Here is a 16,586-nt window from a genome sequence, read left to right as displayed (position 1 = left end):
GATCGGCTCCGCTACGCTACGCCTCCCGCCCAGGCTGGCATCACAGGCGCGCATCAACTAACTATGCAACCGGACCAGTCGTCGCAGGCAGTCCAAGTCTCCGGCCCTGCGGTAGTTAGCGTCACGCCGCTTTGAGGCGCTGCATCCCCTCGGCTAGCGTCCAGAGCGCACGGTTGAGCGTCACATTCTGATCGATGCCGTTGATGGCGCGGGTCTGCGCGCGACGGATACGGCCCTCGGCGTTGCGCTTGCGGCCCTGCAACCCGCCACGAACCACATTCTCCTGAATGACGTTGAAGGTGGTCCACAGGCTGCGGTCCACATCCTCGCGGCGGCGCGGCTCGATGATCTGTTCGGGGCGAACCGGGCTTTCGTCCTCGCCATAGCGGGCAACAAGGCTGACCTCGCCAAGCAAGCACTGCTCATCCGGCGAAAGCTGGATCGCCTTCATCGACTCGCTGGCGTCGATCAGCCGGGGGAAGTCCTCGGCAACGGTGAACACGCCGTCGATGATGTCATGCTCGATATTGCCTTTGTGCGGCACGCGGACCTCCTCAAACCGCTCACCCGCGATCATGCTGTTGGTGCAGACGAAGCGCAGCATCCCAGCAAACATCTGATAGGCGCTGGTCCCGTCATGGCTGTTCACGATGATGACTTCGGCGGCCTCGGGCTTGCCGATGCCGTCGTCCCGGCGCAGGCGCAGCATATGCTTGGCGTGGCCGTGGCGGCTGCCGTCGCGCGGAACGGACTGGACCGCGAAGAACGGCGACCATCCTTCCCGGCGCAGCCCCTCCACGATGTCGATGGTCGGGACATAGACATAGCGATCTGAACGGCTGTCGTGCGCCTCGCGGGCGAAGATGGAAGGGACGTGCCGATACAGCGCCTCGTTGTCGAGCGGCTCCCGGCCGCTGATCTGATGGGCGCTGCGGCCGAACCGGGTGGCAAGCTGGTAGTGCATTTTGGCCTCCTTGGGCTTGGGTTTCCGCGCAGCGGAGCGCCGCGCTGAAACCCTGCCCGTCGGCGAGACCGGGGGTGCAACCGGAGTGGGCGGCTTCGCGGGGAACCGGCTGCACGGAACGCGCAGCGTGGAGGAAGCTGGGCGGAAGCTGCTCCGAAGGGCGCTAGGGGCAGCGCCCCAAGCAGCTCCGACAACATGCCGGGCCGACTGGCCCGTCCGCTTTTGATAACCAGCTAACAACCACACGAAGGCGCCCCGCTCCAATGGAGCGGGGCGCCGTGTCGGGGTCAGCGGGACCAGATCAGCGCGTATTCGCCGGCGGTTTCGGTCTCGGACAGAGTGGCGTAGATCGGGGACGGGAAAGTGGGATCGTCCAGCTTGACCGAGATGTAGTCGCGGTTCTCGCGGCTGGTCTTCTTCCATCCTGCGCCGCACTCGACGGAGCCAACCGCGAGACGGTAGTCGGGGGCTTTCTCGCTCTCCTTGTCGATCGGCCGGAGGCTGGCCTTGGCGTTGAGGGTGAGCGTCTTGATGGTTCCGGTGAAGGAGCCGTTGGCCGCTTGGGTGAAGGTGCCGATGGTCGCCATGTCAAAGTTCCTTTCGCTCTCGGGCCACGACCGCCGCGGCCTCGATGGCGATCGGTGAAGCGGGGATGACCGGACGCGCACCGCTTGCGGCCGAAGCGCAGCGGAGGATGGCGAAGCGCGGCTTTTTTGCTTCGCGATGCAAAGCCGAAGGCGGCGGAAAAAAGCCGCGCGACGGCGTTGCGCCAGGCCGAGCAAGGCATAGCCGGCCCCGGTTAGATCAAGCCAATCGAGAGGCCGTGCGGTCGTGGCGAGGGGCACACGGGATATGCTCGCGGCCATCAAAACTGGATCGCAGCCCTCCCACGGTTCGGCGCCCTGTAAGGTGGGAACGGCCGGTCCTATGCCGACTTGATGGAGCGAGCCGCGAGCAAGGCGGCGTCACCAAGACCGCGACCCGCATCAAGGCGGGTAGCAGATGATGAAAAAGGAGGATGGTTCCAGGAAAATATCCGCTATTCTGGATATATGGAAACCGATTCGACCATCCTTGCCCTTGGCGCACTCGCGCAGACGACTCGCCTCGATACGTTCCGACTGCTTGTGCGATACGAGCCGGACGGCCTGCCGGCCGGCGAGATCGCGCGCCAGCTCGACGTGCCGCAGAACACCATGTCGGCGCATCTGGGCATCCTGTCGCGCGCGGGATTGGTGAAATCCGAACGGCAAAGCCGGTCGATCATCTACCGCGCCGACCTCGATACGCTGCGCGCGCTCACCTTGTTTCTGGTCAAGGACTGCTGCGCCGGAAAGCCGGAGCTATGCGTGCCGCTCGTTGCTGAACTCACTCCCTGCTGTTGAAGGAGACCGCTATGTCCGCCGACCGCATGTTCAATGTCCTGTTCCTATGCACCGGAAATTCGGCGCGCTCGATCCTCGCGGAAAGCGCGCTCAACAAGCTGGGCGAAGGCCGCTTCCGCGGCTTCTCGGCTGGCAGCCTCCCCAAGGGTGCGGTCAACCCGATCGCGCTCCGGCTGCTGGAGCGCATCGACTATCCGACCGAAGGGCTGCGCTCCAAAAGCTGGGAGGAGTTCTCTCAACCGGATGCGCCGCACATGGATTTCGTGTTCACCGTCTGCGACGACGCGGCGGGTGAGACCTGCCCGGTGTGGCCCGGCCATCCAATGACGGCCCATTGGGGTATCGAAGATCCAAGCCGTGCCGAGGGAACGGAGATCGAGCGCGAGCGCGCCTTTGTGACGGCGCTGCGCTATCTGGAAAATCGGATCAAGCTATTCCTCGCGCTGCCCATCGCAGCCCTGGAAGCCAAGGCGCTCGGCGCGAAGCTGCGCGAGATCGGCCATGCCGAAGGCTCTACCGCCCGGCGCGGTGATGCCGCATGACCGACATCATCATCTATCACAACCCGGAGTGCGGCACCTCCCGCAACGCGCTGGCCTTGATCCGCAATGCGGGCATAGAGCCGCATGTCATCGAATACCTGAAAACGCCGCCTTCGCGCGCATTGCTCGTCCAGCTTACCGAGCGCGCGGGTATCACGCCGCGCGACCTGCTGCGTGAGAAGGGCACACCTTATGCCGAACTGGGTCAGGGCGACACCTCACTGTCTGACGCAACCCTGATCGACGCGATGATGTTGCATCCGATCCTCATCAACCGGCCGCTGGTCGTCTCGCCGCTGGGCGTGAAGCTCAGCCGCCCTTCGGAAGTCGTGCTGGACCTGCTGCCCGCGCCGCAACAGGGCGCCTTCGTCAAAGAGGACGGGCAGCAGGTCGTCGATGCTACCGGCGCAAGGGTGAGCTGAAGGATGGCGACCATTCCCGCCGACGCCACAGCGGCGCGTCCCGGCATCTCCTTCTTCGAGCGCTATCTGACGCTGTGGGTGGCGCTCTGTATCGTCGCCGGCATCGCGCTCGGTCACGCGCTACCCGGGCTGTTCGGCGCTATCGCCGCTGCCGAGGTGGCGCGCGTCAATTTCGTGGTCGCGGTGCTGATCTGGCTGATGATCGTGCCGATGCTTCTCAAGATCGACTTCGGCGCGCTCGGGAGTGTCCGCCAGCACTGGAAGGGCGTCGGCGTCACCCTGTTCATCAACTGGGCGGTCAAGCCCTTCTCGATGGCGCTGCTCGGCACACTTTTCCTGGGCTGGCTGTTCGCGCCATTGCTCCCGGCGGGCGAAGCCTCATCCTATATCGCCGGCCTGATCCTGCTCGCCGCCGCGCCCTGCACGGCGATGGTGTTCGTCTGGTCGAACCTGTGCGACGGCGAACCCAATTTCACGCTGAGCCAAGTGGCGCTGAACGACCTCATCATGGTGTTCGCCTTCGCGCCACTGGTCGGCCTGCTGCTCGGCGTCGCCTCGATAACGGTCCCGTGGGACACGCTGCTGCTCTCGGTGGGCCTCTATATTGTCGTGCCGGTGGTCGTCGCGCAGATCGTGCGCCGCGGCGTGCTGGCGTCGGGTGGCCAGGTCGCGCTCGACCGGCTGCTGACCCGTCTCGGCCCGGCGTCGCTCACCGCCCTGCTGGCGACGCTGGTGTTGCTGTTCGGCTTCCAGGGCGAGGCGATCATCGCGCAGCCGCTGGTAATCGCGCTCATCGCCGTGCCGATACTGGTGCAGGTCTATTTCAACGCCGGGCTGGCCTATTGGCTCAGCCGCCGGTTCGGGGTCGCGTGGTGCGTGGCCGCGCCCGCCGCGCTGATCGGTGCGTCCAATTTCTTCGAGCTGGCGGTTGCTGCGGCGATCAGCCTTTTCGGCCTCAAGTCCGGCGCCGCGCTCGCCACGGTCGTCGGCGTGCTGGTTGAGGTGCCGGTGATGCTGACGGTGGTGGCGATCGTGAAGCGGACGCGCGGCTGGTATGAGAAAGGCGCGACCGCTTGACCCGCCTCCGACATCTTTCCGATCCGGATCATCTGCCCGCGCTCGATCCGCGTTATGCCCATGACCGGCCCGCCCTTGGCCTTGGCGCGGGCGATCCGCCGCCGCGTATCCTGCTGCTCTACGGCTCGCTCCGCGAACGGTCCTTCTCGCGCTTCGCAGTCGAGGAGGCCGCGCGGCTGCTTCAGTTCTTCGGCGCCGAGACGCGCATCTTCGATCCGTCCGACCTGCCTTTGCCCGACCAGGTCACAGGGGACGATCATCCCGCCGTCCATGAGCTGCGCGACCATGCGCTGTGGTCAGAAGGCATGGTGTGGTGCAGCCCGGAGCGTCACGGCCAGATCACCGGACTCATGAAAACGCAGATCGACCATCTGCCACTGGAGATGAAGGGGATGCGCCCGACGCAGGGCCGCACGCTCGCGGTCATGCAGGTGTCGGGCGGCTCGCAGTCGTTCAACGCCGTGAACACGCTACGCCTGCTCGGCCGCTGGATGCGAATGGTGACAATCCCTAACCAGTCGAGCGTGGCGATGGCCTACAAGGAGTTCGACGAAGCCGGACGTATGAAGCCGTCCAGCTACTATGACCGCATCGTTGATGTGATGGAGGAATTGGTTCGGTTCACGGTGCTGCTGCGCCCTCACGCTGCGCAGCTTGTGGATCGCTATTCCGAGCGCAAGGCGACGGGCGTAACGATCGATCCGGCAAACGACCTGTCGGCCATCGCCATCGCCAAACAAACATCGAGATAACACGTGGCGCCGCGAGCCGGGCTGTGCCCGGCGAGCGACGATTTCTTCCTGCATGACAAAAGCGGCCGCGCCTGGACAGGGGCGCGGCCGCGATTTTTGGGGGCGACGAAGGAAGGCCGGGACCACTCGCGCGGCCCCGGCCCAATGCCGCTATTCGGCGGCGACGGCGTAGGACGCTTCGCCGTCCTGCGCTCCGGTATCGGGGGACTCCGCTTCGGACGGCTGCTCCACGATGCCGCCATCCTCGGCCTCGACGGGTGCGGACTGATCCGCCCCCGGCTCGGGGGTCCGCAGGATCGCGGGCAACCATCCGGTCCCGGCCAGAAGCTGCTCGGCCGCCTGCGCCATGTCCGGCTTCTTCATGTCGACGATACGGCGGGCGGCGTCCTCTGACACGCCTTCGGTAACGGCCTCCACGATATGCGCCTTGGTGACGCGGCCAAGGTAGCTGTCCACGGTAGGCGTCCAGTCCTTCGCCACGTCCAGCGCCAGCGCGCTCGCCAGCCTGTCCGCCGTTTGCAGCGAACGGGGCTTGCGGTCCCACGGCAGCCGCAGGGCGTTGACGGTGCGGGACGCGCAATGCGCCAGCAGCGCCAGCCGCTTCTCGTCGTCCAGCCCGACGATGAAGCCCCACAGGTCGGCCACGTCACGCGGCATCCGCTCGGCCCACGCCTCGCGCGCCTCGTTCGCCTTGGCGGCAAGCGGCATGTCCTCGATCCCGTCCGCATGACTGCCCAGCGGCGTCACGGTTGGACGAACCTCAAGACAACCGGCCTCGGTGTAGCTGTAGAACAGTTGCGCCGTGAGCGTGTGGGTCAAGGCGATCAGCGCCAGATCGGGCCTCTCGGCCAGCGCAACACGAAGCGCCAGCGTCCGGTAGGCGGACAGGTCGCGGGTGAGGCTGTCGGAAATCGGCTTGCCCGGTTCCTCGTCCTCTTCCTCGATCTCCTGTTCGTCGTCGTCGCCGTCGTCGGCCTGCTCGTCCGCGACGGCCTGCGGGTCGATGGCTTCGCCTTCGCCCTCATCCTCGGGCTGCGGGTCGGCCAGCGCCTCGTCCTCGGCACGAACGAAACCGCGCTCGAGACGGGGAACGCCGTCATGGTTCAACACCACGAACACCCCGCCATGCGCGATCACATTGGCGTCGTAGGCGTAACGCTTGGCCGAAATGGCGTCGATCTCGTCGGACACCGCCTCCAGCTTAGCCGCCACATCCTCGGGCATCTCGTCATAGGACGAATAGCCCTCGGCAAGCTCGTCATACTCGATGGACAGCGCCTCCAGCCGCGCCTCGTCCTCGTCGGACAGGGCGACGGTCTGCGGATAGAAGCGCCGCATCCCGTGGGCGTGGGGATAGTCGATATGGGCTTCGGCCCATTTCCAGCCCTCGGCCTGAACCTCGCTCGCGATCTCGCGCAGCTTCTCGGTCGCGAGCATGTCCAGCAAGCCAGCGTCCTCGAAAAAGCCACCCCGATCCTCGCTGAACAGGTCACGGATGATATTGCCGCCCGCCTCGATATAGGCGTCGGCCCCGACGAACACCGCGCGCCGGTCGGTCGCCGGAACATTGCTCGCGGTCATGTCGCGCCGGATGATCCACGGCTCGCGATTGTGGTGCAGACCCTCGAACACCTGCTCCTGCCGGGCATGATCCTCGGTGATCGCGAAGGCCATAAGCTGATCCAGCGTAAGGCCATCCTCGCGATAGACCTGCAATAGCTTGGGCGAGACAGCGCCAAGGCGAAGCCGCTGCTTCACCACGGAAGCCGACACGCCGAACCGCGCGCCGATCTCTTGCGCTCCCCAGCCCTTGTCGCTGGAAAGCTCCGCAAACCGCTCGAACTGATCGGCGGGGTGCATCGGCGTCCGGGTCACGTTCTCGTCCAGACTGATCTCGCCGGGATCGTTCTGCGTATCGAGCCAGCAGCGCACGGGTTCCGATTTTTTGATCTGCTTGCGCTTGGCGCGCAACAGCATCGCCAGCCTGCGGCCTTCGCCGGCGGTTACGAGGTAGTAGCCGGTCGGCGTTCCGTCCTCCTTAACCTCCGGCTCTATGACAAGGTTCTGGATCAGCCCCTTGTGCTGAATCGAAGCGGCCAGCGCCTCGATAGCGGCTTCCCCATGCGGCACCTTGCGGGCATTGCGCGGGGACTTCTTGAGCTTGGCGAGCGGCACGAAAATCTCGACGCCCGAGACAGGCTCGGCGGCAACGGTTTCGGTAACAGCGTTCATCACACTACTCCTTCTAAAACCACACACACCCCGGAATGGGGTGGGCGGCGAAAGAGCGACCGGAAGGCCCGCCGGCAGAGCCGGGCAGCATCCGAAGGACCGGAACGCAGAGGAGGTAAGCGCGGCACGCGCGTTGCGGCCCGGCGCGGCGGGCCTAAAGGGAAGCGTCGCCCACCCCACAGACGGAGTGAGCAACGACCAGACGCGATCGGGCCGGCGCAGCCCTGGCCCGATCTCCGCAGCATGGGAAAGACCCAAATCCGCCGGGGCGGATTTACGGTTCGGCGTGAACACGCCGAGCGGGGCGTTGCGGGGTGTCCCCGCTAGAAGGGGTCTGGCGAGACCCGCCTGGGGCTCGCCAGCAGGGGAAAGCTTTCCCCCTCAAACCGGAAAATGATAGCAGCAAAAAGACACCATCCGCGCACTGAAGCGAGGTGGATTAGAATACAGCGGGCGGAATCGGATTGCGCCCGGGTCAGGGCTATTAGCTTGGGGAAAGTCTATGGACTGGTCACAATTAACCGGAGCACTGATCGGTCTCGTGGGTGTTCCTCTGGGCATCATCTTGGGAGAGTTATTGAGACGACGGCAAAGAGCAGAACAATTCGCAGCGGCGATCTTCGGCAAGCGCCTCGAAGCTTACGACTCGCTTATCAATATCCTATTTGAGAGCCACCGGATCGCGAACGAAGTGATCGACAATACGAAACTGTCGGCGGCCGAGCGGCACGAGCTGATCTCCGCAGCCATCATGCCGATCGCGGAACATACAACGCGCAGCGTCCTCTATATAGACGAGGAACTGGGCGCCCATTGCACCGCGCTTTTCATGGGTGTGGAAGACCTGCGCGACCTGCCCGAAAGCGAACGTCAAGCGCGTCTCGCGCAGTTCCAACGGGATTGGAGAGAAACTCGCCGGATGATCCTTGAGGACTCTGGTGTCATCAAGGTCAATCGGCTGTTCCGCGACATCAATCGCCCCACGATCAGCTCACCCGTTATCGAGCGCATTAGAGAATTGCGGCGCGAGCAGGACAACGAAATCTGAGACGACCTCTACCCAGCCAGCGCGATAGAGCTTCGATCCTACGGGTGGCGTCTACGCTTGTTCTACAAGCAGGCTTTTGAGATTCCGCATTATCGTGGCGGACATATCAGCGGGCGGCGTTCCATGCAGACGCGCCATACCTTCGACAGCGATCCAGACATCGCTCGGCGTGGTCGGGCGGGCGTCGGTTTGAGTGAATGGCCCATCAGTCTCCGTCAGAACGCGATCCAACGGGAGCGCCTTGGTTATCGCCGCGCGCTTCTCATTCGCGAGCATCTCCGCGTTCACCGAAAAATAGCAGCCGAGATCGACTGCTCTCTTGGCCTCTGCTGCGGTGCCAGTGAACCAATGAAGCACCACGCGCCCACGCGGGGGCGGCATGTATTGCTCGATCATATCGAGGACGGCCTTGGTCGCGCGGACGCTATGCGTCGTGACGATCTTGTTCCCCGCCGCCGCACACAGCGTTAGCACGCGAGCGAAAATCTCCTTCTGCGTCTCGAACGACCTGTAGAACCGCGGGCCAGCGTCCAGCCCGACCTCGCCGACATAGCGGGTGCGCGGCAGCAATTCCTCCCATAGCCCGATCTCATGAGCGCGTTCGGCGACCAGTTGAGGATGCAGGCCGAGAGCCGCCCGAACATGACGCGTGGCGGACGCCACTTCGTGGTTTCGCGGCCAAGCCTTGGGCGTGGTGGTTACGGTGAGGGTGAAAACGCCATCGCGCTCGCAACGCTCCACCGCGGCCGCGTGGTCGGGGTAGAGATCGAGGTGACAATGAAAATCGACTAGACCCGATCGCATGGAGCCTCTTACGACGGTGCGGCGCGAACGCCAGTCAGCAAGCGCCCAACCTCCTCCAGTCCGCGGCGATAGACATCGGCCAGGCCATCGTGGCGGGTGGGATCATCATAGAGCGGCCCCGGCTTGTGGATGAGGGCTTTGGCGAGTTCCGGACGCTTCGATAGCCGCGCGATCGCGATCTGGAAGGATCGAACCTGCTGACCTTCGGCCTGCCTGGTGTCTAATGTGGCAGTCTTCAGGTCGGGCACGCCGTAAACTGTCGAATCCCTGCCTCGCAGAGAGGCCCGCCGAATGAGACATGGCAGGCAGTAACCGCAGTGCCCCTGCGGCTTCTTGGTCCAACGCCCCTTCGTCGGTGATGAACACGATAGCGACAGCGGGGCGAGCTGCTTCAACAGGGTCGGATTGGCGCACTCGGCGACCATTTCCCCCTTGGTCTTGTCCCAATAGGGATTCTCGACCTTCCCTTCGACACCAAGCGCACCGAGCAATTCGTTCCACCGGGCCATGTAGAAAGGATGCGTCGTTCGGGTGCTGAGCGCACCGAGCCGGAGCCGATCGAGCGGCACGTTGAGCGCGATCAGACCGTTCTCGGGAACCTTGAGCACGAAGGCGCGGCCGAGCGCGGTGCCGGCGGCGACACCCAGCGAGAAGAACAGGAAGGATCGACCGCGTGTGGTGTCCTCCGATCCGACATCCTCGACAAACCCGCTATCGAAGCTCATCCACACCCGCAGCCGATCGAAGGCAGATGCTTTATAAGCGGTTTTCAAACCGTCGAAGCACTGCTCCTGCGACTTGCTCACCAGTCCTTCGCCGGCATGGCTGACCAGAAGCGGCGTCTCGCCGGCATTCAAGCTGTCGATCGCGCCGATCAGGCTGTCCAAGCCACCGGAGAACAGACTCACGCCATCGAACGGGGCTGGAATAAGGGTGGGTGCCGCGACGGGAACCAGCGGCGCATAGCCCTTGGCCCGTTTGCGGAAACCCACATCCCATCTGTCGCCGGTCAGAAAGTTCAGGGCGCGGACCAGGATGGGCGCGGCGGCTGTCCATCGCACCGGATCGCTAACGGGGATGACCAGCCGAATCTCGCGCGTCCAGGCGTCCTGCGATTCCGTGGAGCGGGAGATGCGGGTGTCCGCCGCATGAACATGGGCCGCGACGACGAGCATGTCTGCGCCGATCTCGCTCGGGGTCAGGTGCAGCGCCTTAAGGTCGGACAAGGCGCGGCCGATCCCATGATCGAGACGCTTGCCCGCCACCAACTGCAAGGTCGATACAACCTCGTCGCGCGCCTTCGGGACGCGGGTCTTATCGTCCGGCCCGAAACGGCCGATGATGACATGGCGCCTCATTTCGCTGCCTCCCCGTCGCCCATCGTCTGCAACACGTCGAAGGCGGATTGATAGACGTCGGTCACGAAGCCCATCACCGCATCAGGGGTCAGCGACTGGATGTTGACCCCTGCGGCGTTGATCGCGTCGCTGACACCACGCTGGATGAAATCACGCAGTTGCGCCTGAACCCTCTCGGCCGCGCGCGGATCAGCGGGCAAGGTCACGACCTTGGTGCCGATGTCGTTGCAGATGCGGGCCTCGATCGCGTGGGTGGCGTATAGCTCGAAGACAGTCTGAATCTGGCCCGGCGTGAGAGCGTCGATGTCGGTGATGCCCGCGCCAGCGAGGTCGGCGATCGTCTCTACGAAGGCGTCTCGTGCGATGCCCTCGTCGATCGACCCGCCTTCGGGGCAGATATAGTCGGCGAGGCCGGCGAACACTTCCTCGATCGGCCGCCCGGCGAGGCTTTCCAGATTAAGCGTTCGCAGCGCTTCGCGAACGCCATTGGCGCTAGCGTCGTTGAGGAACCGGACGAGCCCGGCGCCGGCGCCGCGCGATGAGCCCATACGTTGCGCGGCCTGGCGCGAACCGCCTGCCGATTTGGACACATATTGCGAGACCGCGCGACCGAGGCTCCGACGGTCGCTGCCACCCGAGCTTGCGAAGCGAGTGAAATTGTTTCGCGCCGACGTGAACCGATCCGATGCACCTGCTGGCGCGGTGGGCCGAGGCGCTGGTGCTGGAGGAACTGCTGGGGGTGTTCCATCAGGTGACGACGGTAGCGCCCCGTCGCCATCCCCCGCGCCCGCGCCGGACCCGCCGTCGCCGTCACCCTGCAACCAACTCGGAATTAGCGGCGTGCCTCCGCCCGCACCCTCATAGGCGTTCGAGGTGCCCATCAGCGCCCACCTTTCCGCGTGCGAAGCGCGGCGCTCGCCGTCGGCTTCAAGAAGGACGAACCGGAGGTTGACCATCCCTGGAGTAGCTTCTCGAAGCGAACCACGGCGTCGGAATCCTTGACGACGCCCTCCCAACCCGACGCGGGCCACGGCCCGCACCGATCGGCCGGTAAGGCTTCTAGCAGGTCGAGAAGATTGGCTTGAAGCGTCGGATGCGCGCGAACCAGCACCGCGAGTCCGTCGATGCCGGGCGGCACGGTATCAAAGGCGTCTCCGCCCATGACGCGGCCGCGCAGCTCCTCGAAGACCTGCGCGGCCTCAGCCGGAACGAGTTGCTTGAGTTCACCTTCGAACGCCTGGACAGCGAGTTTCGGGCCGAGCAGCTTCTCGACCACAGCGGCGAGACGGCCGAGGACGGAGGCCGCGCCGAAATAGTCCTTTCGATCCTTGGTCACGAACAGATAGGGGCGCAGATCGACTTCGGCCAAGGCCGGTGACAGCCGCGCCCAGGCCCGTATCGCGTCGGCCGCCTTCCATTCCGTCAGGATAGCGCTGTCCTTAGAGTCCGGCACGGCGGTCGGCTTGGCGTCATCGGTGGAACTGATCTTAGGCCCGGCCCGCTTCGCCTTGGGGGCTGGCTTCTCCTCCGACGCAGCGGCTTCAAGCGCCGCCAAATCTACGCAGCGGCCGTCCGGATCGCGGGCGGCGGCGCTGGCGATCTGGTCAAACAATCTAGAGAGGAACCGTTCGGCCAGCATAAGCTTCGCCAGAACGGGCAGCTTCACCTCTTCTCCGAAGCCGCGGGCGAGCGCGGTCTGATGGCGTAGCAGCAGGGTGTTCAGGAAGCGCTTGATCTGCCGCGGATTGCCCTGAGTGCCGCTGGCCAGGATCGGACCGATCTGGTCGCTCAAGGTGAGCGCGTTCTGGACCTTGCTGGCTTTGTCGCCCAAGGCGGTCTTGACCGTCTGCGCGTCGAGCCCGGCTGTTTGCCAAGGCCGTTTGAGCAATTCACGCGCGACGGTGATGAGCGCCGAATAAGCGGGATCGTCCTCGCCCAGCTCGGCACCGATGAGCAACAGGGTGACGTAGATACGGGTTTCGGTCTCGCCCAAAGCCGGAATCCGGAACGGAATCTGGATCAGCTTTTCGAGATAGTTGCGCGCATAGTCGCGGGGTCCGGTCGTGTCCGGCAGTTCGGGGAAATGCTTACGCACCGAATATTCAATCATCGCCTCATCGGCCGCGACGATGAACGCGGTGCGGGCGGTGAAGACGAACAGCCGGACGGCTTCGAGCGTTTCGATCGCCGTGTCCGGCAGGCAGCGGTCGAGATCGTCGATGAGGACGATCAGTTGCTTGATACCCGCCTGCTTGAGCAGATCGTCAAAAGCTTTCCGGAATGCCTCGATCTCTTCCGGCACATTTTTCGACTCTCCTGGCTTCAGCAGACCTTGCACACCGTCGATCGCTTTGTCGTAATTCTCCTGCGTGGCGAGTTTTGAGGGATCGGAGAAGATCCCCTTCAAGGTGCCGACCACCGCGCCGATCTGATCGGCTGTGGGAATGCCAGTGAATGCGGTGAAAGCGAGTCCGCCCCCGTGCCGCGCGATCTTTAGCCAGTCGATCCGCCGGAAGATGTCTTTCACGGCTACGCCGGCTTGAGTGAGCAACGGGCGTTTTTCGATAAGCCCGGTGACGATGCCCTCGATCAGCGCGATTTTGGCGTCTTCGAATCCTTGAAAGCGCCATCCGTTGAATTTGATGCAGAGCACGTCCTCATCCGAACTGAGGCCGTTTTCGATCATCTCCAAAATGCTGGATTTGCCCGCACCCCAGTCGCCGTGAACGCCGATCGTCACGGCGCGCTCGGGCTTTTCGCGTAGCAGCTCGATGATAGTCTTGGCGATCGCCTCATTGTTGAGGAGGTCGACCCTTGTCTCATTGTCAGTGAGAATCATCCCGCCCCCGTCCTCCCCCGCGACTCGCAGCGGTTGTAATAGTGAAGCCCCCGCACGCAACACTGCCGGAAGAAGATAGGCTTCGCCATATGTTCTGCCCGGCCTTGGGCAAGTCCAACGAGACGCAACCAAGCAGTTCCTCTTCTATCGGACCTGCTTCACCGGGAAGGACTTTCAGGAGGATGTGATGCCGGTGGAAGGCTCCACCTTGACAATGTAATGCGTTTTCCTTACATTCAGCGGGCAGAGGAGATGAGCCATGCCCGCGCTGCTCGAAGAAATCAGCACCATCACCGCCAAGGGCCAGACGACGATTCCGAAGTCCGTCCGCCAGGCGCTCGGCGTCGATTACGGCGGCAAGATCGCTTTCCGCGTCGATGAGCATGGCGTGTCGGTGCATCGCGCCGATGCCGAGCATGACGATCCGGCGATCGACAGCTTTCTGACGTTTCTGGCCGAGGATATCAAACGCCGGCCCGAGGCGCTGACGGCGCTATCTCCCGCGCTGGCCCAGCGCATTGCGGCTCTGACGGAAGGCGTGAAGGTCGATCTCGACGCGCCGATCGACGGCGATGTCGATCTCTGATGATGACGGTCAACGGGTGGCAGCTCTTTGCCCATCCGCTGTTTCTCGATCAGTTCGAGAAGCTGGGGACGGCCGTTGCGCGCTCGCGGCAGAAAGACCCGCGCGGTTGGCGCAAGTCGGCCAATGCGAAACTGCTCGCCGCGCTGCGCCAGCTCGTATTCGAGACCATTCCCCAAGACCCCACGCGCCCGGAGTATCGCCAGGGCGGCACGCTTGGCGACGACCGCAAGCATTGGTTCCGGGCGAAGTTTGGCGGCGGCAGGTTCCGCTTGTTCTTCCGCTACAGCACCAGCGCGAAGATCATCATCTTTGCCTGGGTGAACGACGAGACGACCCTGCGCACGTATGGCGCGAAGTCGGACGCCTATGCCGTGTTCCGCAAGATGCTCGACAAGGGCAATCCACCCGATTCGTGGGAAGCGCTGCTGAAGGCGGCGAACGATACGAGCGCGCGCGAACGACTGGAGGCGGCGTCGCCGGACACGCCGTGAGCACTTATCTGCGCTACACCGTGTGGCGTCGTTTGCCCGAAGACCGCTCGTGCTGCACGGTCAGCACATGGCCCTTCCGCGTAAGCTCCGCCGGCGCGCGCCTCGTCGCTGGGCCGAAAGCCCGGATGACCTGCACGACTACATCAACCGCGTCACTCCGCGCCGTGCTTCGCGTCCGGTGCGCGAGGATGATGGGCCGATCGTCGTCACCGACGACTGGCCAGAGCAAGTTCCGATCGGCGACGCCGAGCTGCGCGCGATCGAAGGCCATATGCGGCAAGAGCTGGACAAGCTGTTCGGACCGCTGCCGTGAAGTGAGGAGTGAAGCGTCATGACCAGCGCCGCCCTGCGACGAGATGAGGATGAGGCGCCGGTCGTGGCGATCGCCCGCGCCGCGCTCTATCTCCGGGTCTCGACCGGCCGGCAGGCCGAGAGCGACCTGTCGATTCCCGACCAACGCCGCCAGATCGAAGGCTACTGCCTCTCGCGCGGCTGGGAAGTCGCGGCCGAGTTCGTCGAGCCGGGCAACACCGCGACGGACGATCGCCGACCTGCCTTTCAAGCGATGATCGACGCGGCGATGACGAAGCCGCCGACATTCACCGTCATCGTCGTCCACAGCTTCTCGCGGTTCTTCCGCGACCAGTTCCAGTTCGAGTTCTACGTCCGCAAGCTGGCGAAGAACGGGGTGAAGCTCGTCTCGATCACGCAGGACTTGGGCGACGATCCGATGAGCATCATGATGCGCCAGATCATGACGCTGTTCGACGAATATCAATCGAAGGAGAATGGCAAGCACACGCTGCGTGCGATGAAGGAGAACGCCCGGCAGGGCTTCTGGAACGGGGCGCGGGCGCCGATCGGCTACCGCGTGGTTGCAGCCGGGGAGCGCGGCGCGAAGATCAAGAAGAAGCTGGAGATCGACCCGATCCAGGCCGAGACGGTGCGGCGCATCTACCGCATGGCTTTGAATGGTGTCGGTGACCGGGGACCGATGGGGCTCAAGTCAATCGCGACGTGGCTCAACGAGAACAACATCCGCACGCGCGATGGCGGGCGATGGGGTCTCGGCGCGGTGCATATGGTGCTGACACGCACGACCTATATCGGCCAGCACCGCTTCAACACGCGCGATCACAAGACCAGGACGCCCAAGCCCGAGGCCGAGCACGCCGTCATGGAAGTGCCGGCGATCGTCTCGGAAGCGGAGTTCGAGGCGGTCCAGCGGTCGCTCAAGGCGCGCAGCCCGAAGATGATGGCGCCGATGGCGGTGGGTGGGCCGACGCTGCTCACCGGCATTTGCTTCTGCGCGTGCTGCGGCGGCGCGATGACGCTGCGCACAGGCACCAGCAGCGTCGGCCGGGAATATCGCTATTACACCTGCTCGACGAAGGCGCGGCAGGGCGCGACCGGCTGTCCTGGCATCACCGTGCCGATGGACCAGCTCAACAGGGCCGTGGTCGACCATCTCGAAGCGCGGCTGCTCGACCCGGCGCGGCTCGAAGCTCTGATGGATCAGATCCTCGAACGGCGCGACGAGTGGGTGAACCAGCGCCGCCAGCATGTCGCCGATCTTGAGCGGCGTGCGACCGAGGCGGAAGCGAAGCTCAAGCGGCTTTACGACGCGATCGAGAATGGCGTCATCGACGTAAGCGACCCGTCGCTCAAGGATCGCATCGCCGAGCTGACCGCGACGCGCGACCAGGCCAAGGGGGATGCCGAGCGCGCGGTGGCGCACATCGTAAAGATCGGCCCCGCGATCACGCCGGAAAGCCTGCGCGCCTTTGCGGCCGCCGTGCGCAAGAAGCTGCGGAACGGCGACGGCACGTTCGCCCGCGATCAGGTGCGGGCGGTTGCGCAACGTGTGGAAGTCGTGAGCCGAAAAGAGGTTCGCATCCGTGGGCTGCGGAGCGAGCTGCTCCGAACGCTAACCGCCGCCTCCGGCGTAGAGGCGGCGGTGCTAGGCGTTCGTGCCTTTGAACCGAAATGGCGCGCCCGGCTGGATTCGAACCAGCGGCCCCAAGCTTAGAAGGCTCGTGCTCTATCCAACTGAGCTACGGGCGCGCGTTACGGATGCCTTTAAGCG

General features: G+C 64.4%; 16 protein-coding genes and 1 tRNA gene. 9 read left to right on the top strand and 8 right to left on the bottom strand.

Features of this window, described 5'->3' with window-relative positions:
* Positions 1-121: 121 nt before the first annotated feature.
* The gene (locus GGR89_RS09520) at positions 122-964 is read right to left on the bottom strand and encodes a DUF932 domain-containing protein (protein ID WP_125974177.1); all 843 of its coding nucleotides are present in this window, start codon (positions 962-964) and stop codon (positions 122-124) included.
* A 287-nt stretch (positions 965-1,251) separates the two neighbouring features.
* Positions 1,252-1,551, bottom strand: a complete 300-nt coding sequence (locus tag GGR89_RS09515) for a DUF736 domain-containing protein (RefSeq protein ID WP_125974179.1) — start codon at positions 1,549-1,551, stop codon at positions 1,252-1,254.
* Between the two features lie 465 nt (positions 1,552-2,016).
* Here GGR89_RS09515 and GGR89_RS09510 point away from each other — a divergent pair, with 465 nt between their 5' ends.
* From GGR89_RS09510 to arsH, 5 genes are read left to right on the top strand one after another with little or no spacing between them, the layout of a single operon-like run.
* A complete protein-coding gene (locus GGR89_RS09510) occupies positions 2,017-2,349 on the top strand; it encodes an ArsR/SmtB family transcription factor (protein WP_125974182.1) in 333 nt (110 codons plus the stop codon).
* Positions 2,350-2,360: 11 nt separating this feature from the next.
* Positions 2,361-2,891: an arsenate reductase ArsC gene (locus GGR89_RS09505; RefSeq protein WP_125974184.1), complete on the top strand. Its 531-nt coding sequence runs from the start codon at positions 2,361-2,363 to the stop codon at positions 2,889-2,891.
* Positions 2,888-3,313, top strand: coding sequence for an arsenate reductase (glutaredoxin) (arsC, locus tag GGR89_RS09500; RefSeq protein WP_125974186.1), 426 nt, complete (start codon positions 2,888-2,890; stop codon positions 3,311-3,313). Before GGR89_RS09505 ends, arsC begins: the two co-directional genes overlap by 4 nt.
* 3 nt (positions 3,314-3,316) lie before the next feature.
* Complete coding sequence (gene arsB, locus GGR89_RS09495) at positions 3,317-4,390, top strand: ACR3 family arsenite efflux transporter (protein ID WP_125974188.1); 1,074 nt, start codon at positions 3,317-3,319, stop codon at positions 4,388-4,390.
* A complete protein-coding gene (gene arsH, locus GGR89_RS09490; RefSeq protein ID WP_125974190.1) occupies positions 4,387-5,142 on the top strand; it encodes an arsenical resistance protein ArsH in 756 nt (251 codons plus the stop codon). The genes arsB and arsH overlap by 4 nt, the downstream gene beginning before the upstream one ends.
* A gap of 150 nt (positions 5,143-5,292) precedes the next feature.
* On the opposite strand, the gene GGR89_RS09485 is transcribed toward arsH, so the two are convergent.
* The gene (locus tag GGR89_RS09485; protein WP_125974192.1) at positions 5,293-7,374 is read right to left on the bottom strand and encodes a ParB/RepB/Spo0J family partition protein; all 2,082 of its coding nucleotides are present in this window, start codon (positions 7,372-7,374) and stop codon (positions 5,293-5,295) included.
* A gap of 502 nt (positions 7,375-7,876) precedes the next feature.
* On the opposite strand from GGR89_RS09485, the gene GGR89_RS09480 reads away from it, so the two are divergent.
* Positions 7,877-8,422 carry a hypothetical protein gene (locus GGR89_RS09480; RefSeq protein ID WP_125974194.1) on the top strand — a complete coding sequence of 182 codons (546 nt, stop codon included), beginning with the start codon at positions 7,877-7,879 and terminating at the stop codon, positions 8,420-8,422.
* A 51-nt stretch (positions 8,423-8,473) separates the two neighbouring features.
* On the opposite strand, the gene qatD is transcribed toward GGR89_RS09480, so the two are convergent.
* The 4 genes from qatD to qatA are packed head-to-tail and all read right to left on the bottom strand — an operon-like array spanning position 8,474 to position 13,423.
* Positions 8,474-9,226, bottom strand: coding sequence for a Qat anti-phage system TatD family nuclease QatD (qatD, locus tag GGR89_RS09475; RefSeq protein ID WP_125974196.1), 753 nt, complete (start codon positions 9,224-9,226; stop codon positions 8,474-8,476).
* 8 nt (positions 9,227-9,234) lie between these two features.
* Positions 9,235-10,584 carry a Qat anti-phage system QueC-like protein QatC gene (qatC, locus tag GGR89_RS09470; protein WP_125974198.1) on the bottom strand — a complete coding sequence of 450 codons (1,350 nt, stop codon included), beginning with the start codon at positions 10,582-10,584 and terminating at the stop codon, positions 9,235-9,237.
* A complete protein-coding gene (qatB, locus tag GGR89_RS09465) occupies positions 10,581-11,465 on the bottom strand; it encodes a Qat anti-phage system associated protein QatB (RefSeq protein ID WP_125974200.1) in 885 nt (294 codons plus the stop codon). The genes qatC and qatB overlap by 4 nt, the downstream gene beginning before the upstream one ends.
* Entirely contained in the window at positions 11,465-13,423 is a 1,959-nt protein-coding gene (qatA, locus tag GGR89_RS09460; RefSeq protein ID WP_125974202.1) for a Qat anti-phage system ATPase QatA, read from the bottom strand. Before qatA ends, qatB begins: the two co-directional genes overlap by 1 nt.
* Before the next feature lie 259 nt (positions 13,424-13,682).
* Between qatA and GGR89_RS09455 the strand changes: the two genes are divergently transcribed.
* The 3 genes from GGR89_RS09455 (at position 13,683) to GGR89_RS09445 (ending at position 16,529) form a co-directional block, all read left to right on the top strand.
* A complete protein-coding gene (locus GGR89_RS09455) occupies positions 13,683-14,009 on the top strand; it encodes a type II toxin-antitoxin system PrlF family antitoxin (protein ID WP_125974204.1) in 327 nt (108 codons plus the stop codon).
* Positions 14,009-14,500 (top strand): type II toxin-antitoxin system YhaV family toxin, encoded by a 492-nt coding sequence (locus tag GGR89_RS09450; RefSeq protein ID WP_125974206.1) that lies wholly within the window; start codon positions 14,009-14,011, stop codon positions 14,498-14,500. Before GGR89_RS09455 ends, GGR89_RS09450 begins: the two co-directional genes overlap by 1 nt.
* A 331-nt stretch (positions 14,501-14,831) precedes the next feature.
* On the top strand, positions 14,832-16,529 hold the full coding sequence (locus GGR89_RS09445) for a recombinase family protein (RefSeq protein ID WP_125974314.1): 1,698 nt from the start codon (positions 14,832-14,834) through the stop codon (positions 16,527-16,529).
* Here GGR89_RS09445 and GGR89_RS09440 read toward each other — a convergent pair.
* Positions 16,488-16,564 (bottom strand) — tRNA-Arg (locus tag GGR89_RS09440). The two genes, GGR89_RS09445 and GGR89_RS09440, sit on opposite strands and share 42 nt — an antisense overlap.
* Positions 16,565-16,586 lie beyond the last annotated feature (22 nt).

Origin of the sequence: Sphingomonas trueperi (assembly GCF_011927635.1) — a bacterium.
Classification (GTDB): Bacteria; Pseudomonadota; Alphaproteobacteria; order Sphingomonadales; family Sphingomonadaceae; genus Sphingomonas; species Sphingomonas trueperi.
This window is presented reverse-complemented; position numbering and strand designations above follow the sequence as displayed.

Excerpts from the sequence above, each read along its gene's own strand:
- GGR89_RS09520 (WP_125974177.1), bottom strand. The coding sequence starts at position 964 with ATGCACTACCAGCTTGCCACCCGGTTCGGCCGCAGCGCCCATCAGATC.
- GGR89_RS09515 (WP_125974179.1), bottom strand. The coding sequence starts at position 1,551 with ATGGCGACCATCGGCACCTTCACCCAAGCGGCCAACGGCTCCTTCACC.
- GGR89_RS09510 (WP_125974182.1), top strand. The coding sequence starts at position 2,017 with ATGGAAACCGATTCGACCATCCTTGCCCTTGGCGCACTCGCGCAGACG.
- GGR89_RS09505 (WP_125974184.1), top strand. The coding sequence starts at position 2,361 with ATGTCCGCCGACCGCATGTTCAATGTCCTGTTCCTATGCACCGGAAAT.
- arsC (WP_125974186.1), top strand. The coding sequence starts at position 2,888 with ATGACCGACATCATCATCTATCACAACCCGGAGTGCGGCACCTCCCGC.
- arsB (WP_125974188.1), top strand. The coding sequence starts at position 3,317 with ATGGCGACCATTCCCGCCGACGCCACAGCGGCGCGTCCCGGCATCTCC.
- GGR89_RS09485 (WP_125974192.1), bottom strand. The coding sequence starts at position 7,374 with ATGAACGCTGTTACCGAAACCGTTGCCGCCGAGCCTGTCTCGGGCGTC.
- GGR89_RS09480 (WP_125974194.1), top strand. The coding sequence starts at position 7,877 with ATGGACTGGTCACAATTAACCGGAGCACTGATCGGTCTCGTGGGTGTT.
- qatD (WP_125974196.1), bottom strand. The coding sequence starts at position 9,226 with ATGCGATCGGGTCTAGTCGATTTTCATTGTCACCTCGATCTCTACCCC.
- qatC (WP_125974198.1), bottom strand. The coding sequence starts at position 10,584 with ATGAGGCGCCATGTCATCATCGGCCGTTTCGGGCCGGACGATAAGACC.
- qatB (WP_125974200.1), bottom strand. The coding sequence starts at position 11,465 with ATGGGCACCTCGAACGCCTATGAGGGTGCGGGCGGAGGCACGCCGCTA.
- qatA (WP_125974202.1), bottom strand. The coding sequence starts at position 13,423 with ATGATTCTCACTGACAATGAGACAAGGGTCGACCTCCTCAACAATGAG.
- GGR89_RS09455 (WP_125974204.1), top strand. The coding sequence starts at position 13,683 with ATGCCCGCGCTGCTCGAAGAAATCAGCACCATCACCGCCAAGGGCCAG.
- GGR89_RS09450 (WP_125974206.1), top strand. The coding sequence starts at position 14,009 with ATGATGACGGTCAACGGGTGGCAGCTCTTTGCCCATCCGCTGTTTCTC.
- GGR89_RS09445 (WP_125974314.1), top strand. The coding sequence starts at position 14,832 with ATGACCAGCGCCGCCCTGCGACGAGATGAGGATGAGGCGCCGGTCGTG.